This window comes from Pseudopontixanthobacter vadosimaris (genome assembly GCF_012979275.1).
Lineage (GTDB): Bacteria > Pseudomonadota > Alphaproteobacteria > Sphingomonadales > Sphingomonadaceae > Pseudopontixanthobacter > Pseudopontixanthobacter vadosimaris.
Genome location: NZ_JABASZ010000037.1, coordinates 127040 through 153418, shown reverse-complemented (window position 1 = coordinate 153418; position 26379 = coordinate 127040). Strand labels below are relative to the sequence as shown.

At 64.0% G+C, this 26379-nt stretch carries 22 protein-coding genes; 10 read left to right on the top strand and 12 right to left on the bottom strand.

The annotated features are described in order from the left end of the window. Window position 1: 1 nt before the first annotated feature. Window positions 2-1567 carry a 2-polyprenylphenol 6-hydroxylase gene (gene ubiB / locus HG250_RS09745; RefSeq protein ID WP_170005101.1) on the top strand — a complete coding sequence of 522 codons (1566 nt, stop codon included), beginning with the start codon at window positions 2-4 and terminating at the stop codon, window positions 1565-1567. On the opposite strand, the gene HG250_RS09740 is transcribed toward ubiB, so the two are convergent. Further along, window positions 1564-1977 (bottom strand): DUF4345 family protein, encoded by a 414-nt coding sequence (locus tag HG250_RS09740; RefSeq protein ID WP_170005099.1) that lies wholly within the window; start codon window positions 1975-1977, stop codon window positions 1564-1566. The genes ubiB and HG250_RS09740 overlap by 4 nt on opposite strands. Window positions 1978-2239: 262 nt before the next feature. On the opposite strand from HG250_RS09740, the gene HG250_RS09735 reads away from it, so the two are divergent. Both HG250_RS09735 and dut read left to right on the top strand, forming a co-directional pair. Then, complete coding sequence (locus tag HG250_RS09735) at window positions 2240-3997, top strand: bifunctional phosphopantothenoylcysteine decarboxylase/phosphopantothenate synthase (protein WP_170005189.1); 1758 nt, start codon at window positions 2240-2242, stop codon at window positions 3995-3997. Beyond that, window positions 3990-4454 carry a dUTP diphosphatase gene (gene dut / locus HG250_RS09730; protein ID WP_170005097.1) on the top strand — a complete coding sequence of 155 codons (465 nt, stop codon included), beginning with the start codon at window positions 3990-3992 and terminating at the stop codon, window positions 4452-4454. The genes HG250_RS09735 and dut overlap by 8 nt, the downstream gene beginning before the upstream one ends. Before the next feature lie 73 nt (window positions 4455-4527). Here the strand turns inward: dut and HG250_RS09725 are convergent, their stop codons facing one another. The 4 genes from HG250_RS09725 to secB form a co-directional block, all read right to left on the bottom strand. Next, a complete protein-coding gene (locus HG250_RS09725; protein WP_240957045.1) occupies window positions 4528-5229 on the bottom strand; it encodes a DUF4136 domain-containing protein in 702 nt (233 codons plus the stop codon). Between the two features lie 170 nt (window positions 5230-5399). Beyond that, the gene (trpS, locus tag HG250_RS09720; protein ID WP_170005095.1) at window positions 5400-6422 is read right to left on the bottom strand and encodes a tryptophan--tRNA ligase; all 1023 of its coding nucleotides are present in this window, start codon (window positions 6420-6422) and stop codon (window positions 5400-5402) included. A gap of 37 nt (window positions 6423-6459) precedes the next feature. After that, window positions 6460-8058: a murein biosynthesis integral membrane protein MurJ gene (gene murJ, locus HG250_RS09715; RefSeq protein WP_170005093.1), complete on the bottom strand. Its 1599-nt coding sequence runs from the start codon at window positions 8056-8058 to the stop codon at window positions 6460-6462. Between the two features lie 49 nt (window positions 8059-8107). Beyond that, window positions 8108-8623: a protein-export chaperone SecB gene (gene secB, locus HG250_RS09710; protein WP_170005091.1), complete on the bottom strand. Its 516-nt coding sequence runs from the start codon at window positions 8621-8623 to the stop codon at window positions 8108-8110. Between the two features lie 290 nt (window positions 8624-8913). On the opposite strand from secB, the gene HG250_RS09705 reads away from it, so the two are divergent. From HG250_RS09705 to HG250_RS09695, 3 genes are read left to right on the top strand one after another with little or no spacing between them, the layout of a single operon-like run. After that, complete coding sequence (locus HG250_RS09705; protein ID WP_170005089.1) at window positions 8914-9579, top strand: Tim44/TimA family putative adaptor protein; 666 nt, start codon at window positions 8914-8916, stop codon at window positions 9577-9579. 16 nt (window positions 9580-9595) lie between these two features. Then, on the top strand, window positions 9596-10834 hold the full coding sequence (gene mltA / locus HG250_RS09700; RefSeq protein ID WP_240957044.1) for a murein transglycosylase A: 1239 nt from the start codon (window positions 9596-9598) through the stop codon (window positions 10832-10834). Then, entirely contained in the window at window positions 10831-11436 is a 606-nt protein-coding gene (locus HG250_RS09695) for a Smr/MutS family protein (protein ID WP_170005087.1), read from the top strand. Before mltA ends, HG250_RS09695 begins: the two co-directional genes overlap by 4 nt. Window positions 11437-11466: 30 nt before the next feature. Here HG250_RS09695 and ahpF read toward each other — a convergent pair whose 3' ends face one another. The 4 genes from ahpF to aroC form a co-directional block, all read right to left on the bottom strand. Continuing rightward, window positions 11467-13056 carry an alkyl hydroperoxide reductase subunit F gene (gene ahpF / locus HG250_RS09690; protein ID WP_170005085.1) on the bottom strand — a complete coding sequence of 530 codons (1590 nt, stop codon included), beginning with the start codon at window positions 13054-13056 and terminating at the stop codon, window positions 11467-11469. A gap of 141 nt (window positions 13057-13197) precedes the next feature. Next, window positions 13198-13779 carry an alkyl hydroperoxide reductase subunit C gene (gene ahpC, locus HG250_RS09685; protein ID WP_420821324.1) on the bottom strand — a complete coding sequence of 194 codons (582 nt, stop codon included), beginning with the start codon at window positions 13777-13779 and terminating at the stop codon, window positions 13198-13200. 252 nt (window positions 13780-14031) lie between these two features. Then, the gene (gene katG, locus HG250_RS09680; RefSeq protein ID WP_170005081.1) at window positions 14032-16236 is read right to left on the bottom strand and encodes a catalase/peroxidase HPI; all 2205 of its coding nucleotides are present in this window, start codon (window positions 16234-16236) and stop codon (window positions 14032-14034) included. A gap of 174 nt (window positions 16237-16410) precedes the next feature. Next, window positions 16411-17484, bottom strand: a complete 1074-nt coding sequence (gene aroC / locus HG250_RS09675; protein WP_170005079.1) for a chorismate synthase — start codon at window positions 17482-17484, stop codon at window positions 16411-16413. Window positions 17485-17587: 103 nt separating this feature from the next. Here aroC and ruvA point away from each other — a divergent pair, with 103 nt between their 5' ends. Then, on the top strand, window positions 17588-18187 hold the full coding sequence (gene ruvA, locus HG250_RS09670; protein ID WP_170005077.1) for a Holliday junction branch migration protein RuvA: 600 nt from the start codon (window positions 17588-17590) through the stop codon (window positions 18185-18187). A gap of 7 nt (window positions 18188-18194) precedes the next feature. Beyond that, a complete protein-coding gene (gene ruvB, locus HG250_RS09665; RefSeq protein WP_170005075.1) occupies window positions 18195-19235 on the top strand; it encodes a Holliday junction branch migration DNA helicase RuvB in 1041 nt (346 codons plus the stop codon). A 545-nt stretch (window positions 19236-19780) separates the two neighbouring features. On the opposite strand, the gene HG250_RS09660 is transcribed toward ruvB, so the two are convergent. Together HG250_RS09660 and acnA are read right to left on the bottom strand one after the other, a co-directional pair. Then, on the bottom strand, window positions 19781-20584 hold the full coding sequence (locus tag HG250_RS09660; protein ID WP_205763594.1) for a hypothetical protein: 804 nt from the start codon (window positions 20582-20584) through the stop codon (window positions 19781-19783). 282 nt (window positions 20585-20866) lie between these two features. After that, window positions 20867-23542, bottom strand: a complete 2676-nt coding sequence (gene acnA / locus HG250_RS09655; protein WP_170005073.1) for an aconitate hydratase AcnA — start codon at window positions 23540-23542, stop codon at window positions 20867-20869. A 276-nt stretch (window positions 23543-23818) separates the two neighbouring features. On the opposite strand from acnA, the gene HG250_RS09650 reads away from it, so the two are divergent. Then, window positions 23819-24019, top strand: coding sequence for a hypothetical protein (locus HG250_RS09650; RefSeq protein ID WP_170005071.1), 201 nt, complete (start codon window positions 23819-23821; stop codon window positions 24017-24019). Between the two features lie 164 nt (window positions 24020-24183). Continuing rightward, a complete protein-coding gene (locus HG250_RS09645) occupies window positions 24184-25608 on the top strand; it encodes a L,D-transpeptidase family protein (RefSeq protein WP_240957043.1) in 1425 nt (474 codons plus the stop codon). Between the two features lie 78 nt (window positions 25609-25686). Here HG250_RS09645 and HG250_RS09640 read toward each other — a convergent pair whose 3' ends face one another. Further along, window positions 25687-26310, bottom strand: coding sequence for a murein L,D-transpeptidase catalytic domain-containing protein (locus tag HG250_RS09640; protein WP_170005069.1), 624 nt, complete (start codon window positions 26308-26310; stop codon window positions 25687-25689). Window positions 26311-26379: the final 69 nt, after the last annotated feature.

Genomic DNA, 26379 nt, shown 5'->3' with positions numbered 1-26379 from the left:
GGTGGCAAGAACCGCAACTCATATCTGGCGCTTGCTGAGCTGGGGCCGCATTCTGGCGCGGCATGGCGCGCTGCGGGGAATCGAGGCTGACCCGAACACGCCGACCCAGGTTCGCCGCCTGACCCGTATAGCACGCTTCGGCACCCGCCAGCCCCGGCGGCCCGATTACGCGGGGGCCTTTCGCGCCATCGGTCCCGCCGCGATCAAGCTGGGGCAGACCCTGGCGACAAGGCCCGATATCGTCGGCGAGGAAGCGGCGCATAATCTGCTCAGCCTGCAGGACAGCCTGCCGCCGGTGACCTTCGAACACATCCGGGCGGCGATCGAGGCCAGTTTCGACGCGCCGCTGGACAGCCTGTTCACTTCGATCGATCCGGTGCCGGTAGGCGCAGCCAGCATCGCGCAGGTGCATCGCGCGGTGACGACCGAGGGGCGCGACGTTGCGGTCAAGGTGTTGCGGCCCGGCATCCGTGAACAATTCGCCCGCGATATCACGACCTATGAGTGGGCGGCGGCGCATCTGGAAGGACTGGGCGGGGAAGCCGCGCGCCTGCGGCCGGCGCTCACCATCGCCAATTTCAAACGCTGGACCAATCGCGAGCTCGATCTGCGGCGCGAAGCGGCATCGGCCAGCGAATTGGCGGGGTCGATGCATGCGGTAGCCGGGTACGAGGTGCCCGAAATCGACTGGGACCGGACCAATGGCCGGGTCATGACCCTGGCCTGGGTCGACGGGGTCAAGATTGCCGATCGCGAGGCGCTGGTCGCCGCCGGGCACGATCTGCCCGACCTGGCCCGGCGGCTTGTGCTGGCCTTCCTGACGCAGGCGATCAGCGCCGGGTATTTTCACGCCGACATGCACCAGGGCAACCTGTTCGTGCGCGCCGATGGCACCATCGTCGCCATCGATTTCGGGATCATGGGCCGGATCGATCGCCGCGCGCGTCAGTGGCTGGCGGAAATCCTCTATGGCCTGACCACAGGCAATTACCGCAGGGTCGCCGAAATTCATTTCGAGGCGCAATATGTGCCGAGCTATCACTCGGTCGATGAATTCGCGACTGCATTGCGGGCCGTGGGGGAACCCATGCGCGGCAAGCCGGTCAGCGAACTCAGCGTCGGGCAGATGCTCGACGGATTGTTCGCCATCACCCGCGATTTCGACATGCAGACCCAGCCCCATCTGCTGCTGCTGCAGAAAACGATGGTGATGGTCGAAGGGATCGCCACCCAGCTCGACCCTGAGATCAACATGTGGGACGTGTCGGCCCCATTCGTGCGCGAATGGATCCGCGACGAGCTTGGCCCCGAAGCCGCATTGGCACAGCGCATCCGCGCCGATGTCACGACCCTGCTCGGCCTGCCCGACCTCGTGCGCCGGGTGGAGGAACGCTTCCCCCCGCGCGGCGGCGCGCCCGAACCGCCGCCCCTGCCGGATATAGAACTGGTTTGGGAACGGCGGCGCAGACCCGCCGGTTCCGGCGGCGGGTGGCTCGGCTATGCCGCCGCTGCGGCACTGGGCGGCGGGGCCGTGGCCCTTGCCGCCGTGCTGGGCATCCTCTTCTAGCGACCAAACTGGCGATTCAGCCCGCCGGCGAAGTCCCGATGCGGCAGCATGCGATAGGCGGCGAGGCACAGGATCACCGCCAGCGCTTCGACCAGCATCGGCGCCCAGAAATCGTCATGGGGGCCGGCAGCGATGGCGTTGACCGCCCGGCCGATGAAAGCGAGGGCGAACAGCGCGGCCGAGATCAGCAGGGGGTCGCCCCGGCGCCGCCATGCACCCCAGATCATGCAACCGCCGGCCACGATGAAGAAGGCGGTCATGTCGGCCCGGATCGTGGCCAGCCCTTCCACGCCCGAAGTCGTCAGCCCGAAACCCTGCCCCGAACTGGCGGGGGTCAGCAGGAATCCGATCCCCAGAAACACGAAGAACAGACCGGCAATGAACAGCAGGGCGGTAAGGATAAGGCGCATCGAAGACTCCAGAAGCAGGCCAGTAGCAGGAACACCACCTTGCCCGATGGCGGGAAGGGAAGCAAAAATTAACCAGCGCTTGGCAAGGGGTAGTGGCAAACGCTAGGTGTTCTGACAGTTTGATTGCATTTTGAACAGGAGCGGCTCGCGTGGCAGGGTATCGCGCAGGCCTGGGGAGGGAGGACATGGATTTGATCATATCTTGCCTGACCGGGCTGCCCGCTCGCCGGTATCCCGTCCATCACGCCGAGGGGCCGCGATGATGGATGAATTGCGTATTCTGCTGGTCGTCGGCGGAGGAATTGCCGCCTATAAATCCTGCGAACTCGTGCGCCTCATCCGCAAGGGTGCGGATAGCGCCGGGGGAACCGTGCGCGGCGATGTGACCTGCGTGCTGACCGAAGGCGGCAGCCAGTTCGTCACGCCGATGGCGCTGGCCGCGCTCAGCGAAAATCCCGTTCACACGACCTTGTGGGATCTGAAGGACGAGGCCGAGATGGGCCATATCCAGCTCAGCCGACAGGCCGATCTCGTGGTGGTATGCCCTGCCACCGCCAATATGCTGGCGAAAATGACGGCGGGCATCGCCGACGATCTGGCGACCACGCTGATCCTTGCCACCGACAAGCCGGTGATGGCCGTGCCCGCCATGAATGTGCGGATGTGGAACCACGAGGCTACCCAGCGAAATGTCGCCTGGCTGCGGCAGGCGGGCGTTCACGTCATGGAGCCGGACATCGGAGCCATGGCCTGCGGCGAATTCGGCCCCGGCCGCCTGCCGGAACCGGCTGCGGTGTGGGCGGAGATCGCCGCCATGTTCGGGCTGGAAACGGAAGAACAGGCCTCTGCGGTCGCCGAAGTGCCGGTTCCCGCTGACGATGATACGCCGGTCACGGCTGACGACCTTGCGGGCGAGGCGCTGGAGCCGGAGACCGAAGCCCGCAGCGGCGGATTGGGCGGGCTGCTGTCGTCGCTGATTTCGCGCAGGTATTCCCGCCGCCCCGTCGCACATGACGAGGAAAGCACGCCGCCGGAAGAGGAGGTCGAGGCTGATGGGGATCGTGGCGGAGACACTATAGAGCGCAACGGACTCGATCGGATCGCGTTGCCGGAGCCGAACCCTGGCGGACTGCTTCTGGCGGGCAAGGGTGCGGCGCGGTCGGCCCACCCGACCGACCCCGACGCCATTAATCACCCTATATCAACCGGGGCGGGCCATACAGGACCGCAGCTCGTGAATCTGCCCATGGATGCGGCGATCACCGCTGCCCTTTCGTCGGCATCTCGATCCGATCCGCTCGACGGCCAGCCGGCGTTCGAGACCGATCCAGAACATCGCCCGCTATATGGCCGGCACATATTGGTTACGGCAGGGCCGACATGGGAAGCCATCGATCCGGTGCGCTACATCGCCAACCGGTCCAGCGGGCGACAGGGCTTCGCCATCGCCGCCGCCGCCGCCGATGCGGGCGCGCGAGTCACGTTGGTTGCCGGGCCGGTCGCGCTGCCGACCCCGCATGGCGTCGACCGGATCGACGTCGAATCGGCCCGCGACATGGCGGCTGCGGTAAAAGCCTCGCTGCCAGCCGATGCAGCCGTGATGGTCGCGGCAGTGGCCGACTGGCGCAGCCGCGACGTAGCGGAAGAGAAGATGAAGAAGCGCGGTTCCGCCCCGCCAGCGATCCTGCTGGCGGAAAATCCCGACATCCTCGCCAGCGTGGCGGGCAGCGCGAACAAGCCGCCGCTCCTGATCGGCTTCGCCGCCGAGACGCAGGATGTCGTCAATAATGCGGTGGCCAAGCGCAAGCGCAAGGGCGCGGACTGGATCATCGCCAATGACGTGTCGGGCGCGGTGGGCGAAAGCGTGATGGGCGGGGCCATGAACGCCGTCCATATCATTACCAAATCCGGCGTGGAAAGCCTCGACGAAATGCCGAAGGAAGATGTGGCATTCGAACTGGTGCAGCGCATGGCCGCCTTTCTGTCCAGCCGCGAAACAGCGGGCGATCACGATGCCTGAACCCGTTCGCATCGACATCGTGCGCCTTCCCGGTGGCGAAGACCTGCCCCTGCCTGCCTATGCCACGGCGGGTGCTGCGGGGATGGACGTGGTATCGGCCGAAGACATCGTACTGGCTGCGGGGCAGCGCCATGCGGTGGGCACCGGATTGCGGATGGCGATACCGCAAGGGTTCGAGATCCAGGTGCGGCCCCGGTCCGGCCTCGCCCTGAGGTACGGCATCACTGTCCCGAACAGCCCCGGAACGATCGATTCCGATTACCGCGGCGAGTTGAAGATCATCATGATCAATCATGGGGATGCGAATTTCACCATCCGGCGCGGCGATCGGATCGCGCAGCTCGTCATCGCGCCCGTGACGCAGGCGCTGTGGCACGCAGTCGCCAACCTTGACGGCACGGAACGTGGCGAGCGGGGCTTCGGATCCACCGGCGGCAGCGATTCTCTCGATATCTGAACGCGTGACGCAAAAGGAAAGGCGGACCCGTTGCCAGACCCGCCTTCCTCGGTGATGCTGTTACGATCCGCCGTCAGTCTATCCGGCGGACCTTCTTGTCTTCAGGCGCAATGGAAATGCGCACGGTCTCGCCCGATTGTCCCGGAAAGTCGGTGAACATCGCATCGACCAGATTGGGCACCAGATATTGCAGCCGGTTCGAGGTCGACACAGCCTCCGCCTCGCCTTCGAACAGCCGCTGGTTATCGACGCGCCGGTCGATCTTCAGATCGATGCCGCTGGTATAAACGGTGTAGCTGCGAAAATCCGGCTGGCTGAAGAAGGGATCGTAGAACCCGTAGCCCCAGCTGCGGCCGTAATAGCCGAGGCGCGACCGGTAGAAGGGCGACACCCGGCCATAACGATACCAGGGCGAATAGAACGGATCGACGGTGCCGGTGGACCGGATGCGTTCGCGCCCGTTACTGACCCCGTAATCGAAGCGGACCAGCAGATCGGCAGTGGCCGGATCGGCTTCGGTATAGCCGAGCTGCCGCATCTCAGCCTCGACCAGATCGGCATAGAGCGCAAATTCAAGCCCGCCCTGCAATTCGGGATCTTGGGGAACTACGGCGAAGGTCGTGCCGGTGGGTGCCGGAAGCTGGGTACGGAAACGCGAAACATCGGCGTTGAACGGCGTGGCGCAAGCGGCCAGCCCGGCCAGCATCAGCGGTGCGGCTGCCAGTCTGAGGCGGCGGCCCCATCGGTTCGCGCTGTTATCGGACGTGATCGTCATGGATTTTCCCCTAGAAATCAGGAACTATCCATTCTGCGTCAGGACAGCACCGTCTAGCGGTTCTTATATGAAACGAACCGTGAACCCAGTTTGAATATCGACCTTGCACTTTGTTAACAGCAAGGACCATGCCAGAACGCTGAACCGCCGGCCGGGTTCCCTCCTCCGCCTCAGCCGCGCATCAGCCCCAACGCAGCATAAGTCCGGGCCAGTGTCGGCTGCGCAAGTTCGCGGGCGCGGGCGGCCCCGCGCGCCAGAATGGCATCCAGCGCTTCTCCGTCGCCGGTCAGTTGCCGGAAGCGGGCGTTGATCGGCGCGAGATGGTCGACCATCACTTCCGCCAGCGCGGGCTTGAAAGTACCGAAACCCTGTCCCCCATACTGGCGCAGCACCTCTGCGGGTTCGCATGCCGCCAGCGCGGCGTAGATGGTGACGAGGTTTCGCGCCTCGGCGCGTTCGTCCAGTCCCGCCATCTCTGACGGCAGGGGTTCGGCATCGGTGCGCGCCTTCCTCACCTTGCGCGTGATCGTATCGGCATCGTCGGTCAGGTCGATCCGCGCCATTTCGGACGGATCGGACTTGCTCATCTTCGCATTGCCGTCGCGCAGGCTCATGATGCGCGCGGCTTCGGGCGGGACAATCGGTTCGGGCAGGGTGAAAACGCCACTTTCGTCGCTCTCACCCGCAAAATCATTGTTGAATTTCTGTGCGATGTCGCGCGCCAGTTCCAGATGCTGTTTCTGATCCTCGCCGACGGGAACATGCGTCGCCTGGTACAGCAGCACGTCGGCGGCTTGCAGAACCGGATAGGTGAACAAGGCCACGCTGGCCCCTTCGCGGTTCTTGCCAGATTTGTCCTTGAACTGCGTCATCCGGTTCAGCCAGCCCATGCGCGCCGTGCCGGTGAGCAGCCATTGCAATTCGGCGTGCTGCGGCACCTGCGCCTGGTTGAACAGGATGGATCGCGCAGGATCGATTCCGCAAGCGACGAGCGCCGCCGCCATCTCGCGCGTTCCGTTCCGCAAGGCAGCCGGATCGTGCGGCATGGAAATCGCATGCAGATCGGCAAGGAAGAACAGGCATTGCCCGCCTTCCGGCATATCGTCCTGCATCCGCACCCAGTTGCGGATGGCACCCAGATAATTGCCGAGATGCAGATTGCCCGTGGGCTGGATGCCGGAAACGACGCGCATGAAATTCCTCAAATCTGGATAAGCCGGGCGGCTCCGGTCATTCGGTGATCGGGGTGTCGCCTGCCTTCTTCTTGCGGCGACGTAGCTGGGCGATGAGGTCCTTGTCGATAGCGCCCACCGCGAAAGCCGTGCCGAAGAACACGATCAGGCCTATAACGATCAGCGCCGAGAGCGACAGGACGCGTTCCGGCACACTGCCGCTGAAAAATGGAGAGAGCACGCCCATCAGCAGCCAGAGGGCCAGGCCCATCGCGGCAGTGGCCACGATCTGGCGCAGGATGCGGCTGCTCAGTTTCCAGCTCCAGTGAAACCACCCGCGCATCTGCAGGATGGCATAGAGTGTCGCGACGTTCAGCGTGGCGGTGAATGCGGTCGCCCCGGCAAGGCCGACGATGCCATAACGCGGGACGACATAGAAATTGATCGCGATGTTGACCGCCAGGGCTGCGGCCGCGATCCACACCGGCGTCTTCGTATCCTCGCGGCTGAAGAAAGCGGGCTGGAAAACCTTGATCAGCACATAGGAGGGCAAACCGATCACCAGCGCCACGGTGATGTTCGCCATGATGGCGACGTCTGCCGGCTCCATCTTGCCCTGCAGGAAAATGGCGGTCGTGAAGGCCTCGGCACAGACGGCCAGTGCCGCCGCGCCGGGCAGCGTCAGCAGCAGCGCGATCTCGACCGCGTTGGATTGCAGGCGCTGCGCCTCGCGATTGTCGCCGGTCTGGATATGGCGGGCCAGCATCGGCAATATCGCCGTGCCGAGCGCGATGCCGATGATGCCGAGCGGCATCTGGTTCAGGCGGTCGGCGAATTTCAGCAGGGTCAGCGACCCCTGCGGCAGGCTGGTGGCGAAGAATGTATCGACGAACTGGCTGATCTGGTAAATGCCCGCCCCGAAGGTGGCTGGCAGGATGAGATAGGAAAGGCGCTTCACCTCCGGCGAGAGTTTTGGGCGCCGCAGCACCAGCTTCACCCCGGCGCGCCGGGTCGCCCAGATCATGTAAGCAAGCTGCGCCACGCCTGCGGCGAACAGGCCGAATGCCAGCGCATAGGCGGTAATGGCGAGGTTCTCGGTTCCCGCACGCAGCCAATAGCCGATGCCGATCGCGGCGATCAGGACGATGTTCAGCAACACCGGCACGAAGGCGCCGGGCGCAAAGCGGGAACGGGCGTTCAGTACGCCCGAAATCATCGCCACCAGGCTGACCAGCGCCAGATAGGGGAAGGTGATTCGCGACAATGTGACCGACAGTTCGAATTTGCCGGGCACCTCCTGAAAATCTCTCGCCAGCAGCCAGACCAGCCCCGGCATTGCCAGCATCGCCACGGCGGTGAACCCCAGCAGCACCCAGACGAACACGGCCAGAACATCGTTGGTGAATTTCTGCGCGGCCTCTTCCCCGCCCGCATCCCCATGCAACGCGCGGCTGTACATGGGCACGAAGGCGACGGAGAAGGCCCCTTCGGCGAACAGGCGGCGGAAGGTGTTCGGCAGGATGAAGGCGATCTGCCACGCATCGGCAGCCGCACCGGCGCCGAGCGCCCGCGCCAGCAGCATGTCGCGAAGGAAGCCGAAGACCCGGCTGAGCGCGGTCAGCCCTCCGATCGTGCCGACATTCTTGACCAGGCTCATCGGCTGTTATCCAGATTGTTCAGGCCGGCGACAGGTGCCGGATGGGCCGTCAGTTGACCGCGTCGGAGCCGCCTGCGGCTTCCTGGCTGCGCTTCTGCTGCAATTGCTGGATATACAGGCCGTTGAAGTCGATCGGTTCGAGCATCAGCGGCTGGAATCCGGCATCGCGCGTCGCATCGGCAATCACCCGGCGGGCGAAGGGAAACAGGATGCGCGGTGCCTCGGCATACAGAAACGCGTGGGCCTGATCTTCCGGCAGGTTGCGCATTCCGACCAGGCCGCAATAGGACAGTTCGACGAGGTAGAAATTGCCCTGTTCGCCCTTGGCGGTGACATTCACCTTCAGTTCGACCTCGTGCATCTCCTCGTTCACCTGGTTGGCGCCGATGTTGAACTGCAGGTCGATGGCCGGCTGGTCGCGCCACTGATAGGATGCCGGCGCGTTCGGGCTTTCGACCGAAAGATCCTTCACATATTGGGTCACCATTCCGGCCACGGGCTGGTTGTCCGCGCCGTTCGCCTGATCCATGCCGAGGTCGGCGAGCACGTCATTGTCTTCTGCCATCTTGCGATCTTTCCGTTTTCTCGAGACTTTGCACGCCATTGCCGGCGGCGGAGAAGCCGCCTTCGCGGCGGTACGATTGCCGGCGCGCCTAGCACCGTGCAGAGGGCGCTGCAATGCGGTCGATATGCCCTGGCGCCGGGCTGGCGTGACCGCCGCACGAAATGGCTGATCCTGCCCCCGGGGCGCGTTGTTCGATTGAAATCAGTCCCTATTTAGGGCAGGTTCGCAGGACAAGCGCGAATATACAGGAAAGTTCCGGTGCGCCGGCATCGGTGGAAAGCAGGTACGCAGTGATACTACAGATCGTCATTCTCGCCATGATCGCGGCCTTCCTCGGCCTTCGGCTCTATTCCGTCCTCGGGCGCCGCGCGGAAGAGGAAGAGCATGTGCCGACCCGGCTGGAGGATGTGAAGAGAACGCATGCCGAGAATACCGCTGCCGACCGGACCATCGTGCAGGCGCGCCCGCAGCCGGTGCGCACGGTTGAGCTGGAAGGCGTGATGCCGGCGGTGGAAAGCGGCATCCGCAATATCGCTGCCGCCGATCGCAATTTCGACATTACCGGCTTTCTCGAAGGAGCGAAGGGCGCTTACGCCATGGTTCTCGAGGCATTCTGGAAGGGCGACAAGCCCACCTTGCGCGAATTATGCGACGACGATGTCTATGACAGCTTCGCCAGCGCCATCGACGCGCGCGACCGCGCGGGTGAGGTGATGGACAACCGCCTCGTCCGGATCGAGGAAGCAAAGATCGATTCGGCAGAACTGGACGGCAGGATGGCCCGCATCGCGGTCCGCTTCGTCGCTGACATTGCGGCCGTGACCCGCGACAGGGAGGGCACTGTCATCGCCGGGTCGATGGACGATGCCATCGAGACTCGCGACGTCTGGACCTTCATGCGCAATGTCGATGCCGCCGCGCCCGACTGGACACTCGACGAAACCGACGAAGGCTGAGCCTGAGACGATTCGCATGACACGTTTGCCGGCTCTCCGGGTCTTCCTTTCGGCGACGATGCTGATGTTGCTGGCAGGGTGTTTTCGCATGGTGCCTGCGGGACCTGCGCCTGAGATCGCGCTTCCCGCGCCTGTTCCGCCGACCGGGGTGCAGCTTCCGCCGCCCGGAGTGCAGGTGCCGGCTCCCGCTGCAGCCTATGTGGTTCGCGGCCCGGCTGTAGCCCAGCTTGGCATGACGGTACCGGACGCCGCTGCCGGATTGTGGTCCTTCAGCGAATCATGCCCCAAACTGCTGATCCGCAATGACACCAGCGGCCTTACCGATCGGTCGGACTGGCAGGCAGCCTGCGCTGCGGCGGCGGGCTGGCCATCTGCCGATGCACCGCGTTTCTTTGCAACCTATTTCGACACGGCCCGGGTCGGCGACGGCACCGCCTTCGCCACCGGCTATTTCGAACCTGAAATTCTCGGCAGCCGCGAAAGGCGGCTTGGTTACGACGTGCCGGTTTACCGGACGCCGCCCGACCTGATCCGCGCCTGGCCCGCCGATTATCCTGAAACTGAGCGGACGGGCCGCCCGCCGCTCGGTCGCTATGACGAATTCGGCATTTTCGTTCCCTATTTCGACCGCGCCGCGATCGAGGACGGTGCGCTGGCAGGACGGGGCCTCGAAATCGCCTGGGCGGCCGATCCGATCGAGTTCTTCTTCCTGCAAATCCAGGGTTCGGGCCGCTTGAGCCTGCCCGATGGCAGCGTGATGCGGATCGGCTATGCCGCGCAGAACGGCCGCGAATATGCAGGCCTCGGTTCGATCATGCGCGAACGCGGGTTATTGGGCGACCGACCGGGGCAATATCCCGGAAGCATGCAGGGCATCGTGCAATATCTGCGGGAAAATCCCGAGGAAGGGCGCGAGATGATGCGCCTTAACAAGAGCTGGATCTTCTTTCGTGAACTGATCGGCGACGGGCCGCTCGGCGCACTGGAAGTGCCGGTCCGGCGCGAATCCAGCGTGGCGGCCGATCCTGCTTTCGTTCCGCTTGGCGCCCCTGTCTGGCTGATGCTGGACCGCCCCGTGGCGAACGGGTTGTGGATCGCGCAGGACACCGGCGGCGCGATCAAGGGGGCCAATCGCTTCGACACCTTCTGGGGCGCAGGTGCCGATGCGCGCGAAATTGCCGGGGGGATGAGCGCGCGCGGGCAGGCGCTGCTGCTGCTGCCGAAGGAAACGGTTGCCCGCCTGACCCGGCCATGAGGCCGCCTCGGGGCCTGAGCGCGGAAGAACAGGCGGCATGGGCCTATCTTGCGGCCAGCGTCGCGCCACTGCCGGGGCGCCAGCGGCCCGCCGTGCCGCGGCCCGGCTCAGGCGAAACTGCAGCGGTCGGGATGAAGGGAGCCGCAGGTAAGGCGCCTCCAATCTTCCTCAAGCAGAAGCGGGTGCCGTCATCCGCCGCACCGAACAGGACACAGCCAGCAGCCGGCCCGGTCCCGCGCCAGCTGCCGAAGCCCGAAACCGGTCTCGATTCCCACTGGAACCGCAAACTGCACACGGGCAGCATAGCGCCTGATTTCACGCTCGACCTGCATGGCCATGGGCTTGATTCCGCTTATCAGCGGCTGGACGTCGGCATCGGGCAGGCCAGATCGATGGGGGCGCGGCTGGTGCTTGTCGTCACCGGCAAGCCGCGCCCGGTCGATGCGGCCGACCGTGGCAGCAAACGCGGTGCCATTCGTGCAAAGATCCTCGACTGGCTGGCAGCCGGGCCGCATGCGGGCAGCATCGCCGCGATTAGAAAAGCGCACCGCCGCCACGGGGGCGACGGCGCGCTCTACCTGATCCTGCGCCGGGGGGGATGACGCCGATCAGGATTTATCCTGCCGTGAATATCAGGCTGCCTCAGCCACCAGTTCCGCAGGTTCGGTGCGAATGATGTAATCAAAGGCGGATAATGCTGCCTTGGACCCTTCGCCCATCGCCACGATGATCTGTTTGTAGGGCACGGTCGTGACATCGCCCGCCGCGAAGATGCCCGGCAGATTGGTCGCCGCGCGGTCGTCAATCACGATTTCGCCGTGCTTCGACAATTCGATGCCGCTGTCCTTCAGCCACTCGGTGTTCGGAACGAGGCCGATCTGCACGAAGACGCCGGCGAGATCGACCGTGCGTTCCTCGCCGGTTTCGCGGTGCTTCCAGACGAGGCCCGTCACGCGTTCGCCATCGCCCCTGATCTCCGTCGTCTGGGCGGAGGTCAGGATATCGACATTGCCGAGGCTGCGGAGCTTTTTCTGCAACACCTCGTCGGCACGCAGCTGGCTGTCGAATTCGACCAGCGTCACGTGCTCGACTATATTGGCGAGGTCGATGGCGGCTTCCACACCCGAATTGCCGCCACCGATGACGGCGACGCTCTTGCCCTTGAACAAGGGGCCGTCGCAATGCGGGCAATAGGCGACACCGCGGCTGCGATATTCGAATTCGCCCGGCACGCCCAGATTGCGCCAGCGTGCGCCGGTGGTCAGAACCAGGCTGCGCGCCTTCAGCGATGCGCCATTTTCCAGTACCACTTCATGCAACCCGCCCGGCGACCTCGCGGGAATGAGCTTTTCCGCCTTCTGCAAATTCATCAAGTCTATGTCGTATTCGCGAACATGGCTCTCCAGCTGCGCGGCCAGCTTCGGCCCCTCGGTATAGGGGGTGGAGATGAAGTTCTCGATGCCCATGGTGTCGAGCACCTGCCCGCCCATGCGTTCGGCGGCTATGCCGGTGGAGAAGCCCTTGCGCGCGGTATAGATCGCGGCTGCCGCACCGGCAGGGCCGCCGCCGACCACGAGGACCTCGAAATCGTCCTTCTCCGCCATCTTCGCCGCAGAACGGGCCGACGCGTTGCCATCCAGCTTGGCAAGGATTTCCTCCACGCCCATCTTGCCGTTCGCGAAGGGTTCGCCGTTCAGGAAGATGGCGGGCACCGCCATCACGTTGCGGGCGTCGACTTCGTCCTTATGCGCGCCGCCTTCGATCAGCGTCGCGTTGATCTTGCTGTTGGTCAGCGCCATCAGCGTCAGCGCCTGAACGACATCGGGGCAATTGTGGCAGGAGAGCGAGAAATACATCTCGAAATCATATTCGCCTTCCAGCTCCGCCACCTGGTCCAGCACCTCCTGATCGACCTTCGGCGGGTGACCGCCGGCCCACAGCAGCGCCAGCACCAGCGAGGTGAATTCGTGCCCCATGGGCAGCCCTGCGAAGCGAACCCACTTGCCGGCGTCCGAGGCACGGCGGATGATGAAGCTGGGTTTGCGCACGTCGTCGCCATCAAAGCTGGCGGAAACATGATCGTGCAGTTCCGCAATCTCGTTCAGCAGGTCGCGAGTCTTCGCCGAATTGGCATCATCGCCGAGACTGGCGACGAGCTCGATCGGCTCACGCAAATTGCCCAGATAAGTCTTGAGCTGTTGCTTCATATCAGCATCGAGCATGATGAGTTCTCCGTCGGTATTCGTAAGCACAACCTGTGTGCAGCCTTGGAAGGCACCACGCAGGCGTTAAAAGAAAAGGGCCCGGGGCGGCGTTTCCGTCCCGAGCCCTGTCGTTTACCCGTCAGGGCAGAAGGCCCGTGATCAGAGCTTGCCGACCAGGTCGAGCGAGGGGGCCAGCGTGTCGCCGCCTTCTTCCCAGGCGGCCGGGCAGACCTGGCCGGGATTGGCGCGCACATATTGCGCAGCCTTGATCTTGCGGACCAGTTCCTTGGCATTGCGGCCGACACCTTCGCTGGTGATTTCCAGGATCTGGATTACGCCATCGGGGTCGACGACGAAGGTGGCGCGGTCGGCGAGGCCCTGTCCTTCGCGCAACACTTCGAAATTATTCGCAATCGTATGGTTCTGGTCGCCGAGCATCGGGAAGCGGATCTTGCCGATCTTCTCGCTGCTTTCATGCCATGCCTTGTGGCTGAAGTGGGTGTCGGTCGATACCGAATAGACTTCCACACCCATGCCCTTCAGCGTGTCGTATTGGGCGGCCAGATCTTCCAGTTCCGTCGGGCAGACGAAGGTGAAGTCTGCGGGATAGAAGAAGAATACGGCCCAGTTGCCGCGCACGTCGCCATCGGTCACTTCGACGAAATCGCCCTTGCCGGCTGCGCCGCTGCTGTCGGGCTTGAATGCTTGTGCGACGAAAGGCTTCAGTTCCTTGCCGATCATTGTGGCCATTATCTATTCTCCGTTTTGCGGTGCACCCACATTGAGTGCGAATGATGTTGCAAGTGCGAGATAAGCATGATCGCGCGGAATTGAAATTGAGTGTTTCGATAGCTGTTATCGGAAATGCCACCGGAACCGACATGCCCCTGGCAAAGGCGGTGCCATCGGTAGCTGATGGCGCAGAAAAAGGGACGCATCGCCGCCCCTGAAGGCGACGGTGCGTTCCGTCCCGGCGGGCGGAATGGCAGGCGATCAGGTCAGGTCGTAGCGATCCGCATTCATGACCTGGGTCCAGGCAGCGACGAAGTCTTTCACGAATTTCTGCTCGTGGCCGTTCTCTGCGTAAACTTCGGAGATGGCGCGAAGCTGCGAATTCGATCCGAAGACGAGATCGGTGCGCGTCGCGGTCCAGCGGTTCTCTTCCGTCCGGCGGTCATAACCGACGAATTTTTCGTCACCGCTCTTGTCCACGACCTTCCAGGCGGTCGTCATGTCCAGCAGATTGACGAAGAAATCATTCGTCAGCTGGCCCTTCCGCTCCGTCAGCACGCCTTCGTCGCTGCCGCCGTGATTGGCGCCGAGCACCCGAAGGCCGCCGACCAGCGCCGTCATCTGCGGAGCGCTGAGGCCGAGCAATTGCGCCCGGTCGATCAGCAGTTCCTCGGTCGCGACGCTGTGTTTCGTGCTCAGATAGTTACGGAAACCATCCGCCTTCGGTTCGAGAACGTCGAAGCTTTCGGCATCGGTCTGTTCGGCGCTGGCATCGGTCCGGCCCGGTGCGAAAGGCACGGTGATGTCATGCCCGGCATCGCTCGCCGCTTTCTCGATCGCGGCGCTGCCACCCAGCACGATGAGATCGGCGAGCGAAACCTTCTTGCCGCCGCTGGCCGCGCCATCGAAATCGCGCTTGATGCCCTCCAGCACGCCCAGCACACGCGCCAGTTCCTGCGGTTCGTTCACCTCCCAATCCTTTTGCGGGGCCAGGCGGATGCGGGCACCATTGGCGCCGCCGCGATGGTCCGATCCGCGCCATGTCGAGGCCGAGGCCCACGCCGTCTTGACGAGATCGGAGGTGGAAATCCCTGAAGACAGCAGTTTCTTTCTAAGATCGGCAACGTCACCATCGTCGATGGAAGCGTAATCCGCCGCCGGTATGGGGTCCTGCCAGACCAGGTCTTCCGCCGGAACGTCTGGCCCGAGGTACCGGATCTTCGGGCCCATGTCGCGGTGGCACAGCTTGAACCAGGCGCGGGCGAAGGCGTCGGCGAAATGGTCCGGATTGTCGCGGAATCGCGTCGCGATCTCCCGATAGGCAGGGTCGACCTTCATCGCCATGTCGGCGGTGGTCATCATCGTCGGCACCTTGCGCGAGGGGTCATGGGCGTCGGGCGCCATGTCCTCTTCCTTCTGGTCGATCGGCTGCCACTGCTTGGCGCCCGCCGGGCTGGTCACCAGTTCATATTCGTAATCCAGCAGCAGGTGGAAATAATCCATGTCCCACTGGGTCGGCGTGGAGGTCCATGCACCTTCCAGGCCGCTGGTGATGGCATGGCCGCCGTGGCCGTCGCCATGTTCGCTGACCCAGCCGAACCCCTGCGTGGCGATGTCGGACCCTTCGGGTTCCGCGCCCACCAGTTCGGCGGGGCCGGCACCATGGCATTTGCCGAAAGTGTGGCCGCCGGCAGTCAGGGCAACGGTTTCCTCGTCATTCATGCCCATGCGCGCGAAGGTTTCGCGAATGTCGCGGCCCGACGCGGCAGGGTCGGGATTGCCGCCCGGACCTTCGGGATTCACGTAGATCAGGCCCATCTGGATTGCGGCCAGCGGGTTTTCCAGCACCTTCTCTTCCGAGATGCGCGTATCGCCGAGCCATTCTTCCTCGGTGCCCCAGTAAATGTCCTTCTCCGGCTCGAACACGTCGCGCCGTCCGCCGCCGAAGCCGAAGACCGGGCCGCCCATGCTCTCGATCGCGACATTGCCGGTCAGGATCATCAGATCCGCCCAGCTCAGTTTCGCGCCATATTTCTGCTTGATCGGCCAGAGCAGGCGCCGCGCCTTGTCGAGATTGGCATTGTCGGGCCAGCTGTTCAGCGGGGCGAACCGCTGCTGCCCGGCATTGGCCCCGCCGCGTCCGTCGCCGGTGCGATAGGTGCCTGCACTATGCCACGCCATGCGGATGAAGAAGGGGCCGTAATGACCGTAATCGGCCGGCCACCAGGGCTGGCTGTCCGTCATCAGCGCGCGCAGATCTTCCTTGACGGCCTCGAAGTCGAGCGACTTGAACGCTTCGGCATAGTCGAAATCGTCGCCCATCGGGTCGCCGCTGATGCCTTTCTGATGCAAAATATCGAGCGACAGCTGGTTGGGCCACCAGTCGCGATTGCCGCGACCGGTCAGTGTCGTGCGGGTGGTGGAAAAGGGGCAACCGCCACCTGCCTGGGGATCAGCTTCGGCCATCTGTACTCTCCTCTTGCGATTTATTGCGGACGCATGCGCATGCACGCCCGATCATTCTGCAAAAGGTATCAGCACCGCCCGCAAGCGCAAAATCCATTGTTCCGATAGGTTCAAGTGGATTAATCAATGAACGTGCTTCAATCGGTTCTTCCGATTGCCGTCAACCGCCCCCGATCACCCACACTGCGCCCGGTGCAGCAGCTTGTGATCGGCGAGCACCAGCGCCATCATCGCGGCGACCACGGGAACGCCGCGAATGCCGACGCAGGGATCGTGCCTGCCTTTCGTCCGGATCCGGGTCGCGGCGCCGTCGCTGTCGATGGTGTCCACAGGGGTCAGGATCGAACTCGTTGGCTTGAACGCGACGCGCAAGGCGAGGGGCTGGCCCGTGGAGATGCCGCCGGCGATGCCCCCGGCGTGGTTGGCCGTGAACTGCGGACCGCCGCCATCCTGCGCGGGCCGCATCGGATCGGCATTCTCCTCGCCGCTCAGCCGCGCCGCGCCGAACCCGTCGCCTATTTCCACGCCTTTCACCGCATTGATGCCCATCATGGCGGCGGCAAGGTCGGCGTCCAGCTTGGCATAGACCGGCGCGCCCCATCCCGCCGGCACGCCTTGTGCCCTGCATTCGACCACCGCGCCGAGCGACGATCCGCTCAGGCGCGCCTCGTCCACGCGTTCCGCCCAGCGCGCAGCAGCTTCGGCATCGGGGCACCAGAAGGGGTTGCGGCCGATTTCCTCTTCGTCGAATTTGGCCGGATCAATGGCATCCCCGCCGATCTCGCTGACAAAAGCGGTGATTGCAACTTCGGGAATCACCAGCCGCGCCACCGCGCCCGCCGCGACCCGGGCCGCGGTTTCCCGTGCGGAACTGCGCCCACCGCCGCGATAGTCGCGAAAGCCATATTTCGCGTCATAGGCATAATCGGCATGTCCAGGGCGATAGGCTCGAGCGACCTCGGAGTAATCCTTCGACCGCTGGTCGACATTCTCGATCATCAGGCTGATCGGCGTGCCGGTGGTGCGTCCCTCGAACACGCCCGACAGGATGCGGACCGCGTCGGGTTCCTTGCGCTGCGTAGTGAATTTAGATTGCCCCGGTCGGCGCGCGTCGAGGAATGGCTGGATGGTGCTTTCATCCAGTTCCAGCCCCGGCGGGCATCCGTCCACCACCGCGCCCAGCGCCGGTCCGTGGCTTTCCCCCCAGGTCGAGAAGCGGAAGACCCGCCCGAATATATTCACGCTCATGCCGGCATCCATGGGCAAAGCGGCGGAGCCTGTCCACCAGCGGATGAGCGGCGCACGGCATTTTTGGGTGGACCGCGCGCCGCTTTGTCCGCAAGAACAAAACATGATTGCAAAGCTGAAAGGGCGGCTGGACGAAACCGGCGCAGACTGGGCCATCGTCGATGTCGGCGGGGTGGGCTATCTCGCCCATTGTTCGTCGCGGACGCTGACGGCGCTGGGCGATGTGGGCGGAGCCTGCACCCTGTTCACCGATCTGCAGGTAAGCGAAACCGACATGCGGCTGCTGGGTTTCGCCGAAGCGGCGGAGCGCGACTGGTTCCGCCTGCTGACCGGCGTTCAGGGTGTCGGCTCCAAAGTCGCGCTCGCAATCCTCTCGGCCCTGACGATCGCCGAGGTGCAGACCGCCTGCGCGGGCGGCGACGCCGCGATGATCGCCCGTTCGCAAGGGGTGGGGCCGAAACTGGCGGCGCGCATCGTCAATGAATTGAAGGACAGGGCCGGCGCCATGCCGACGCTGCCCGGCCAGTCCGGTGCGGCGCCGCCGATCGGCGGGGCAGGCAGTGATGCGGTCTCCGCTCTGGAGAACCTTGGTTTCAAGCCGAGTGTCGCCGCCAACGCCGTGGCCGCCGCGCAGGCGGAACTGGGCGATGGCGCGGCAGAAGGCGAACTCATTCGCGTGGCGCTGAAGCGGGCGGCGGGATAGGGCGGGGATGATCGAGAACACCGCTCTTACACCCATGCGCCAGCCCGACGATCCCGATGCGGCATTGCGCCCGAAGTCGTTAAGCGAATTTGTCGGTCAGGCAGCGGCACGGGAAAATCTGCGCATATTCATCGAGGCTGCGAAATCGCGCGGCGAGGCCATGGATCATGTGCTGTTCTTCGGCCCGCCGGGCCTCGGCAAAACCACGCTGGCGCAGATCGTGGCGCGCGAACTGGGGGCTGGATTCCGCGCGACAAGCGGGCCGGTGATCGCCAAAGCTGGCGACCTTGCAGCCCTGCTCACCAATCTGGAACCGCACGACGTATTGTTCATCGACGAGATTCACCGCCTGAACCCGGTGGTGGAGGAAGTGCTGTATCCCGCGATGGAGGACCGCGCCCTCGACATCATGATCGGCGAGGGGCCGTCGGCGCGGAGCGTGAGGATCGATCTGCCGCCCTTCACCCTGGTGGGCGCGACCACGCGGCAGGGCCTGCTGACGACTCCCTTGCGCGACCGTTTCGGCATTCCCGTGCGGCTCAATTTCTACACGGTCGAGGAGCTGGAAAAGGTGGTCACGCGCGGGGCGGGGCTGCTGGGCATGGGCATCGATGCGGGCGGTGCGACAGAGATTGCGCGGCGCGCCAGGGGCACGCCAAGGGTCGCGGGCCGCCTGATGCGGCGGGTGCGCGATTTCGCCGAGGTGGCGAACGCCCCTATAGTAACTCGCGCCGTGGCCGACGAGGCACTGTCGCGACTGGAAGTGGACCGGCTGGGGCTCGATGCCATGGACAGGCGCTATCTCACCATGATCGCCACCATCTACAAGGGCGGGCCGGTCGGCGTCGAAACGCTGGCCGCCGGACTGTCCGAACCGCGCGACACCGTGGAAGAAGTGATCGAACCCTATCTGATCCAGCTGGGGCTGGTCGCCCGCACTGCGCGGGGGCGGTGCCTGAACGACTCGGGCTGGGCGCATCTGGAATTGTGTCCGCTGAAGGGGGTTGCAGGCGGCGAACAAAGCGGCCTGTTCGACGAAAGCTCTTGATCTATGGCAAGTTTTTGTCCCAATTCGGTTCCATAGTGGGACATTGCCCGGTGAAAGCCCGCAGCGGATGGAGAATTATCGATTCAAGGCGACGATAAGTGGTTAACGTCATTGCCCGAAGCGGCCGCTTGCCGTTTCCTGTACAACAGGGACGAACCGATTGCCGGATGCGCCGGCCTGAAGGCTCCTTCAGAAGTATAATGAAAGCGTTTATCCATGTCCGTGAAGACAGCCCTGGCAAAACTCTCGGCGACCGCAGCGGGCGGTGCGATGCTGGCAGGCGGCGCCGTGCATGTCGCGGAAAAGCCGATCACCGATCGTCCATCCTACAAATCCGTGAAGGCGCAGAAGGCGCAGCCGGTCAAATCCGTGAAAGCGCCCCGGATCGCCCGGCGCAGCATTCCGAAGGACGTTCCCCGCAAACGGCGGATCACCCGGCGGGTGGTCGAATGCGAACCGGTCGGCCCGATCGCACCCGGCATGGCGGGCGTCCCTGCCCCCGGCGGCCAATATGCGGAAGAATGCCCGCCGCAATACCGGATGGCCTATACGGCGGTGCCCGCTCCGTTGCCGGCGGGCAATCCGGTTCGCGGCGGCGGTGACGGCGTGACGATCCTTGGCGGCAGCGGCGGGTTCGGCGGAGGTCCGGGTGGCGGCTTCTTCGGGGGGTTCTTCGGCGGTGGCGGTTCGGGCGGGGGCAGCGTCGCCATCACGTCGACGACGACCGGCTCGTCGAGCTCCTCCGGCGGCGTGATCGTGGATATCGACAATTCTAACAACGGCGGATCGACTTCCAGTTCGAGCTCCACCGGCGGTCTGACCACCACGGGTGGATCGACATCCACTTCCACCGGCGGTTTCACGACGAGCGGCGGATCGACGTCGACTTCGACGGGCGGGAGCACGACCTCCACCGGCGGGGTCAGCACCTCGACGGGAGGGGTGAGCACGTCAACCGGCGGGGTGAGCACCTCTACGGGAGGGATCAGCACGTCAACCGGGGGGGTGAGTACCTCTACAGGCGGGGTGAGCACTTCCACCTCGACTTCTTCCGGCAATGTTTCCAGTTCGTCGGGAAATGTTTCGAGCAGTTCGGGCAACAATGCCAGTTCCTCGACCTCGGGCAATGTATCGAGCAGCAGTTCGGGCAATGTGACGAGCAGCAGCTCGACCAGTTCCTCGACCTCGGGCAATGTCAGCAGCTCCACCAGCACCAGCTCGTCAGGCAACGTCAGCAGCTCGACCAGCAGCAGTTCGTCAGGCAATGTGACTTCGTCGACCAGCTCGTCGTCGTCCACCAGCACGTCCACCAGTTCGAGCACCAGTTCGGGCGGGGTTACATCGACCACGTCGAGCAGCAGCGGCACTCAGGTGCCGGCTCCGCCCATAATGATCCTGTTTGGCCTTGCCGCCGCAGCGGTGCTGGGCCGGCGCAAGCTGAAAGCTGGACAGGCCGCCTGACCAGCGTCTTCAGACGATCGTGAAATGGGAAAGGCGGCTCGGTGCGAGCCGCCTTTTTGCTGCGCCCCTGAACACTTCCGCCGGGTAAGGATCAGGCGCTGGTTCCGAACCGTAAGCGAAAAGGGCGGCCCGCAGGCCGCCCTTCCCGTGTTCGATGCAGCGGCGCCCGCTCAGGCGGCCAATTTGCGCAGCACATATTGAAGGATACCGCCATTCCGGTAGTAATCCATTTCGTTCGCCGTATCGATCCGGCACTTCGCCGTGAACGAGAAGCTTTCCCCATCGGCGCGCGTCACATCGACGGTGACATCCTGGCCCGGCGACAGATCGCCCAAGCCGCGAATGGTGAAGCTGTCGTCGCCCCTGAGGCCAAGCGTCGTGCGGCTTTCCCCTTCTGCAAATTGCAGCGGCAGCACGCCCATTCCCACCAGGTTCGACCGGTGAATCCGCTCGTAGCTTTCGACGATCACCGCACGCACGCCCAGCAGAATTGTGCCCTTCGCCGCCCAGTCTCGGCTGGAACCGGTACCATATTCCTTGCCCGCTACGACGACCAGCGGCGTGCCGTCCTCCCGGTGCTTCATGGCGGCATCGTAGATGGCCATCTGTTCGCCCTTGTAGGTGGTGTAGCCACCTTCGACACCCGGAACCATTTCGTTCTTGATGCGGATATTGGCGAAGGTGCCGCGCATCATCACTTCATGGTTGCCCCGGCGGCTGCCATAGGAATTGAAATCCGCGCGTGCGACCTGATTGGCCAGCAGATATTCGCCTGCCGGGCTGTCCGCCTTGATCGATCCGGCGGGGCTGATGTGGTCGGTAGTGACGGAATCGCCCAGCACGGCGAGCGGCTTCGCATCGACGATGTCGGTGATCGGCGCGGGTGTCATCTCCATTCCGTCGAAATAGGGCGGGTTGGCGATATAGGTGCTGCCGGGGCGCCACTGATAGGTGTCGGATCCGGTTACGTCGATGGCCTGCCAATGCTCGTCGCCCTTGTAGACGTCGGCGTAACGGCGTTCGAACATGCCGCGATCGATATTGGCGTTGCGCAGATCGGCGACTTCCTGGTTGCTCGGCCAGATGTCCTTCAGGAACACGTCCTGCCCGTCCTGATCCTGCCCGATCGGGCTTTCGATCATGTCCTCGGTAACGGTGCCCTTCAGCGCATAGGCCACCACCAGCGGCGGACTGGCAAGGAAGTTCGCGCGCACGTCGGGGCTGACGCGGCCTTCAAAGTTCCGGTTGCCCGACAGTACGCTGGCGGCAACGATGTTGTTGTTGTTGATCGCGGCGCTGATGGGCGGCGCCAACGGCCCCGAATTGCCGATGCAGGTGGTGCAGCCATAGCCGACCAGGCCGAAGCCCATGGCGTCGAGATCGTCCTGCAGGCCGGATTTGATCAGATAATCGGTAACCACCTGCGATCCCGGTGCCAGGCTGGTCTTGACCCAGGGCTTCGGCTTCAGGCCGCGCGCCCGCGCCTTCTGGGCGACGAGGCCCGCGGCGATCAGCACGTCGGGGTTCGAGGTGTTGGTGCAGCTGGTGATTGCCGCGATCACCACGTCGCCATCGCCGATATCGTGCGGGCGGCCTTCGACATCAACGCGCTCTGCCGCCAGCTTCTTGTAGGTCGTGCGCAGGTCGCTGTTGAACAGATCGTCCACTTCGGGAAGCACGACCTTGTCCTGCGGGCGTTTTGGCCCGGCAAGCGAAGGAACGACCGCATCGAGGTCAAGCTCCAGCGTGGTGGTGAAAACAGGGTCGGGGTTGGCATCGTCGTGCCAGAAGCCCTGTTCCTTGGCATAGGCCTCGACCAGTTCGATCTGGTCTTCGTCGCGGCCGGTCAGGCGCAGATAGTCGAGCGTCTTGTCGTCGATTCCGAAGAAACCGCAGGTCGCGCCATATTCGGGCGACATGTTGGCCAGCGTGGCGCGGTCGGCGAGGCTGAGGCTGGCGAGGCCGGGGCCGAAATATTCGACGAAGCGGCCGACGACGCCATGCTGGCGCAGCATCTGCGTTGCCGTCAGCACCAAATCGGTGGCAGTCACGCCTTCGCGCAGCCGGCCGGTGAATTTGAAGCCCACGACCTCGGGGACCAGCATGGAGATCGGCTGCCCCAGCATGGCGGCCTCGGCCTCGATCCCGCCAACGCCCCAGCCAAGCACGCCAAGCCCGTTGATCATGGTGGTGTGGCTGTCGGTGCCGACGCAGGTATCGGGATAGGCGACCAGGTTGCCGTCCTCATCCTCGCTCGTCCAGACGCATTGCCCGATATGCTCGAGGTTCACCTGGTGGCAGATGCCGGTGCCCGGAGGAACGGCCTTGAAATCGTCGAGGCTGCGTGCGCCCCATTTGAGGAAATCGTAGCGCTCCGCATTGCGCTGATATTCCAGCTCCATGTTCTGTTCCATGGCTTTCGGATGGCCGAATTCATCGACCATGACAGAGTGGTCGATCACCAGATGGACTGGCACCTGCGGATTGATCTTGGCGGTATCGCCGCCCAGATTGCTGATCGCATCGCGCATGGCGGCCAGATCGACGACGCAGGGCACGCCGGTGAAATCCTGCAGCAGCACACGCGCCGGGCGATACTGGATCTCGCTGCCGGTCTTCGGGTTCTTCTGCCAGTCGGCCAGTTTGCGGATATCTTCGACGGAGACGGTGTGGCCGGCATCTTCGAAGCGCAGCAGGTTTTCGAGCAGCACCTTCATGGAAAATGGCAAGCGCGAGACATCGCCGATTGTCTCCGAAGCCTTGGCGAGGGAGTAATAGGCGTAATCCTTGCCTCCCACCGTCATGGTGCTGCGTGTATCGAGCGAATTCTTGCCGACCATGGTCATGCTTGCGCGTCCTTTGCTTGCGAATTTCAACTGCCGACCCGCCGCGAAAGGGAAAGTGGCAAAAGGTTTCACCCGGATGAACGCATGAAACCGAATTGCGGTCCAACTGCGCAAGAAAGCGCGTTTCGTCAAGGCGGCGGAGGCTCGCAGCCGGTTTCTTCCCTATTTGCAAGGGGATCGGCAGAAATATCTTGAGTTGCGCCGGCAGATGCCGAAGAATACCGCAGGGCGCGGGGCTGCGCTTGGAGGAAGAGCCGGGGGGCGGGGGGGGGAATCGTGAACCATTCGACGGACCAGAGCAGCGCCAGGAGCGGTGCGACAGACCTGATCGCATCGCGGCGCGACTGGTGGCTGCGCGCAGGAATAGGAGTCACCTCGCTGGCGGTCATCGCCTGTTTCGCAGCAGCATTCACTTCAGCGGATCATGGGGCGGATCATGGGACGGAACCCGCCGCAGCGGTGCAGGTGACGGACTGAATGCGGCCAGGAAGCGCGATCTTCCGGCAGGTTGCAGCAATTCGGCCGCAGCAATTCAGCCTGTGGCAAGGCATCTTCGGGGATAGTGCTGCGCAGAACATCGCGCTAGAATGGCCGCTTATGCCGCGGCCGCTGCGCCGCCATCAGCGCAAGAGGCTTATGCAATGAACAGATCGTTTCAATGGGGCCTTCTGGCTTCGGCCGCTATTTTCTCCGCCATGCCGCAGGCCGTCTCGGCACAGACGGCACGGGGAGCGCCGGCTGCCATATTGCCGGGCGAACGTCCCGCTGCCGCGGCCCAGCCGCAGGCAGGAGACCAGCGGACGATTACGCCTGCGATTGCTCCTCCCGCCGGCACGCCTGTGGGAACTACGCCCCTGTTCGTCGAGAACAATGAGGTCGTCCAGCCCGTCACCCCTGCCGTGCAGACCTGGACCGTGGCACAGGCCGGCGCATTGGTTAAGGTGATCGAGGACATAGGATCGGAAGGTCTCGACCCGCGCGACTATCACCTTGCAGAATTGCAGGCGGCGATCTCCGCCGGTGCGGGCGCTGGCCTGAACGAAATCGCAAGTCGCAGTTTCACTTACCTGATCGAGGACATGCGGGACGGACGCACGCCCATGGAATCGCGCCGCCAGTGGTTCGTCGTCGATCCGGATCCCGACCGCTACCGCACCGCGGATATCATGCAGCAGGCTTTGGACAGCGGCGATATCGCTGCGGCGCTGAAATCAGTTGCGCCGCTGCACCCCGACTATGGCGTGCTGAGAGCCGAACTGGCCAGGACGCCCAAGTCCGATAGCAAGCGCCGCAAGCTGATCCGCGCCAATATGGATCGCTGGCGCTGGCTCGGCCGCGATCTTGGCGGGCAATATCTGATAACCAATGTGCCGGAATATCAACTCCGCCTGACGGTGAACGACAAGATCATCAGCACTTATCGCACGATCGTCGGCAAGCCGGGCCGTACCGCGACCCCGCAGCTGGCGGAAAGCGTCGAGGGCGTGATCTTCAACCCGAACTGGACGGTGCCGCAAAGCATCGTGAAGGGCGAGGGGCTGGGCGCGAAAGTGCTGAACAATCCGGCGTGGGCGAAGCGCGCCGGCTATGTCGCCACCAAGGGGGAGAATGGCTGGATCAGCGTGGTGCAGCAGCCCGGGCCGACCAATTCGCTGGGGCGGATGAAGCTGGATATGCCGAACGAGCATGCGATCTTTTTGCACGACACCCCCAATCGCAATCTGTTCTCGCAGGCCAATCGCGCGCTGAGCCATGGCTGCATCCGCACCGAACGCGCCAGCGAACTGGCGATCACCATGGCTATTCTGCAGGCGGGCCTGTCTGCAGAAGAAGGCGTGGAGCATAACACGTCGGGCAAATACACGCGCGTCGGGTTCGACAAGACGATGCCTGTCTACATCACCTATTTCACCATGGCCCGCGACATTGACGGCAAGCTGGCGACCTTCGACGATATTTACGACCGCGACGCGCCAGTCCTCGCCGCGCTGGACAAGCCGCGCATCGCCAACCGCGCCCGCGTGACGGACGAAGAAGTGGTGCCGCTGGAAGCGCCGGGTGCCTGACTGACAGCAAACGCGAAAAATGGCGCGGAGACCGGCAGGTTTCCGCGCCATTTCCATGCGGTGCAAAGACGGTGACGGTCAGTCCGGCGGCGGCAGGTTCAGCCGGTCCGCAAAGATCAGGCGGCCGCCAGCCACCTGCACCAGCGCCTTCTTGAAATCCGCCTCGCCCATCGCGAAGCAGCCGTTCGACCTGCCCAGTCGGCCCCAGCGCGCAACATGTTCGGGTTCGGCATAATCGGCCCGATGCATCACGATAGCCCGGTCGAGGGCGTTGTAATTGGTGGAATCCAGCCCCAGCAGACGGACGGATGTGCCATAGCGGCCCGAATACCAGTTGCGGGTGGCAAAGGCGCCGCTGCTGGTCGCATTGCTGCCTTCGACATTGGAGAACAGGTTGAGAAAGCCGTCATGCTCCGGATCGGATCCGGTGCCATGGCTGACCAGATGCGACTCAACGATCCCGTTTTCCAGATTGACGAAATGGAAGCGCGGAATGGACGAATGAAGCGCGAAATCCGCGATAGCCACCCGGTCGCGGTGCCACAGGACGTCCGCAGGCGCGCGCGCGATCTCGCGCCGGGCGATCTCCATCAACTGTCGGTCGCGCAAATTCAGGGCGATGGGGCTGGCCGGAAGGCGCGCGGGGAAGGCCATTGCCGCCCCAGCCACCATGCCCGCCTTCAGGAGGTCACGTCTATTCATACGCGCACCCATAGCAGCAAGGCGCCTAACCTGTCGTGAATGTAATTCGCGGCATCGTCGCAGGGCACA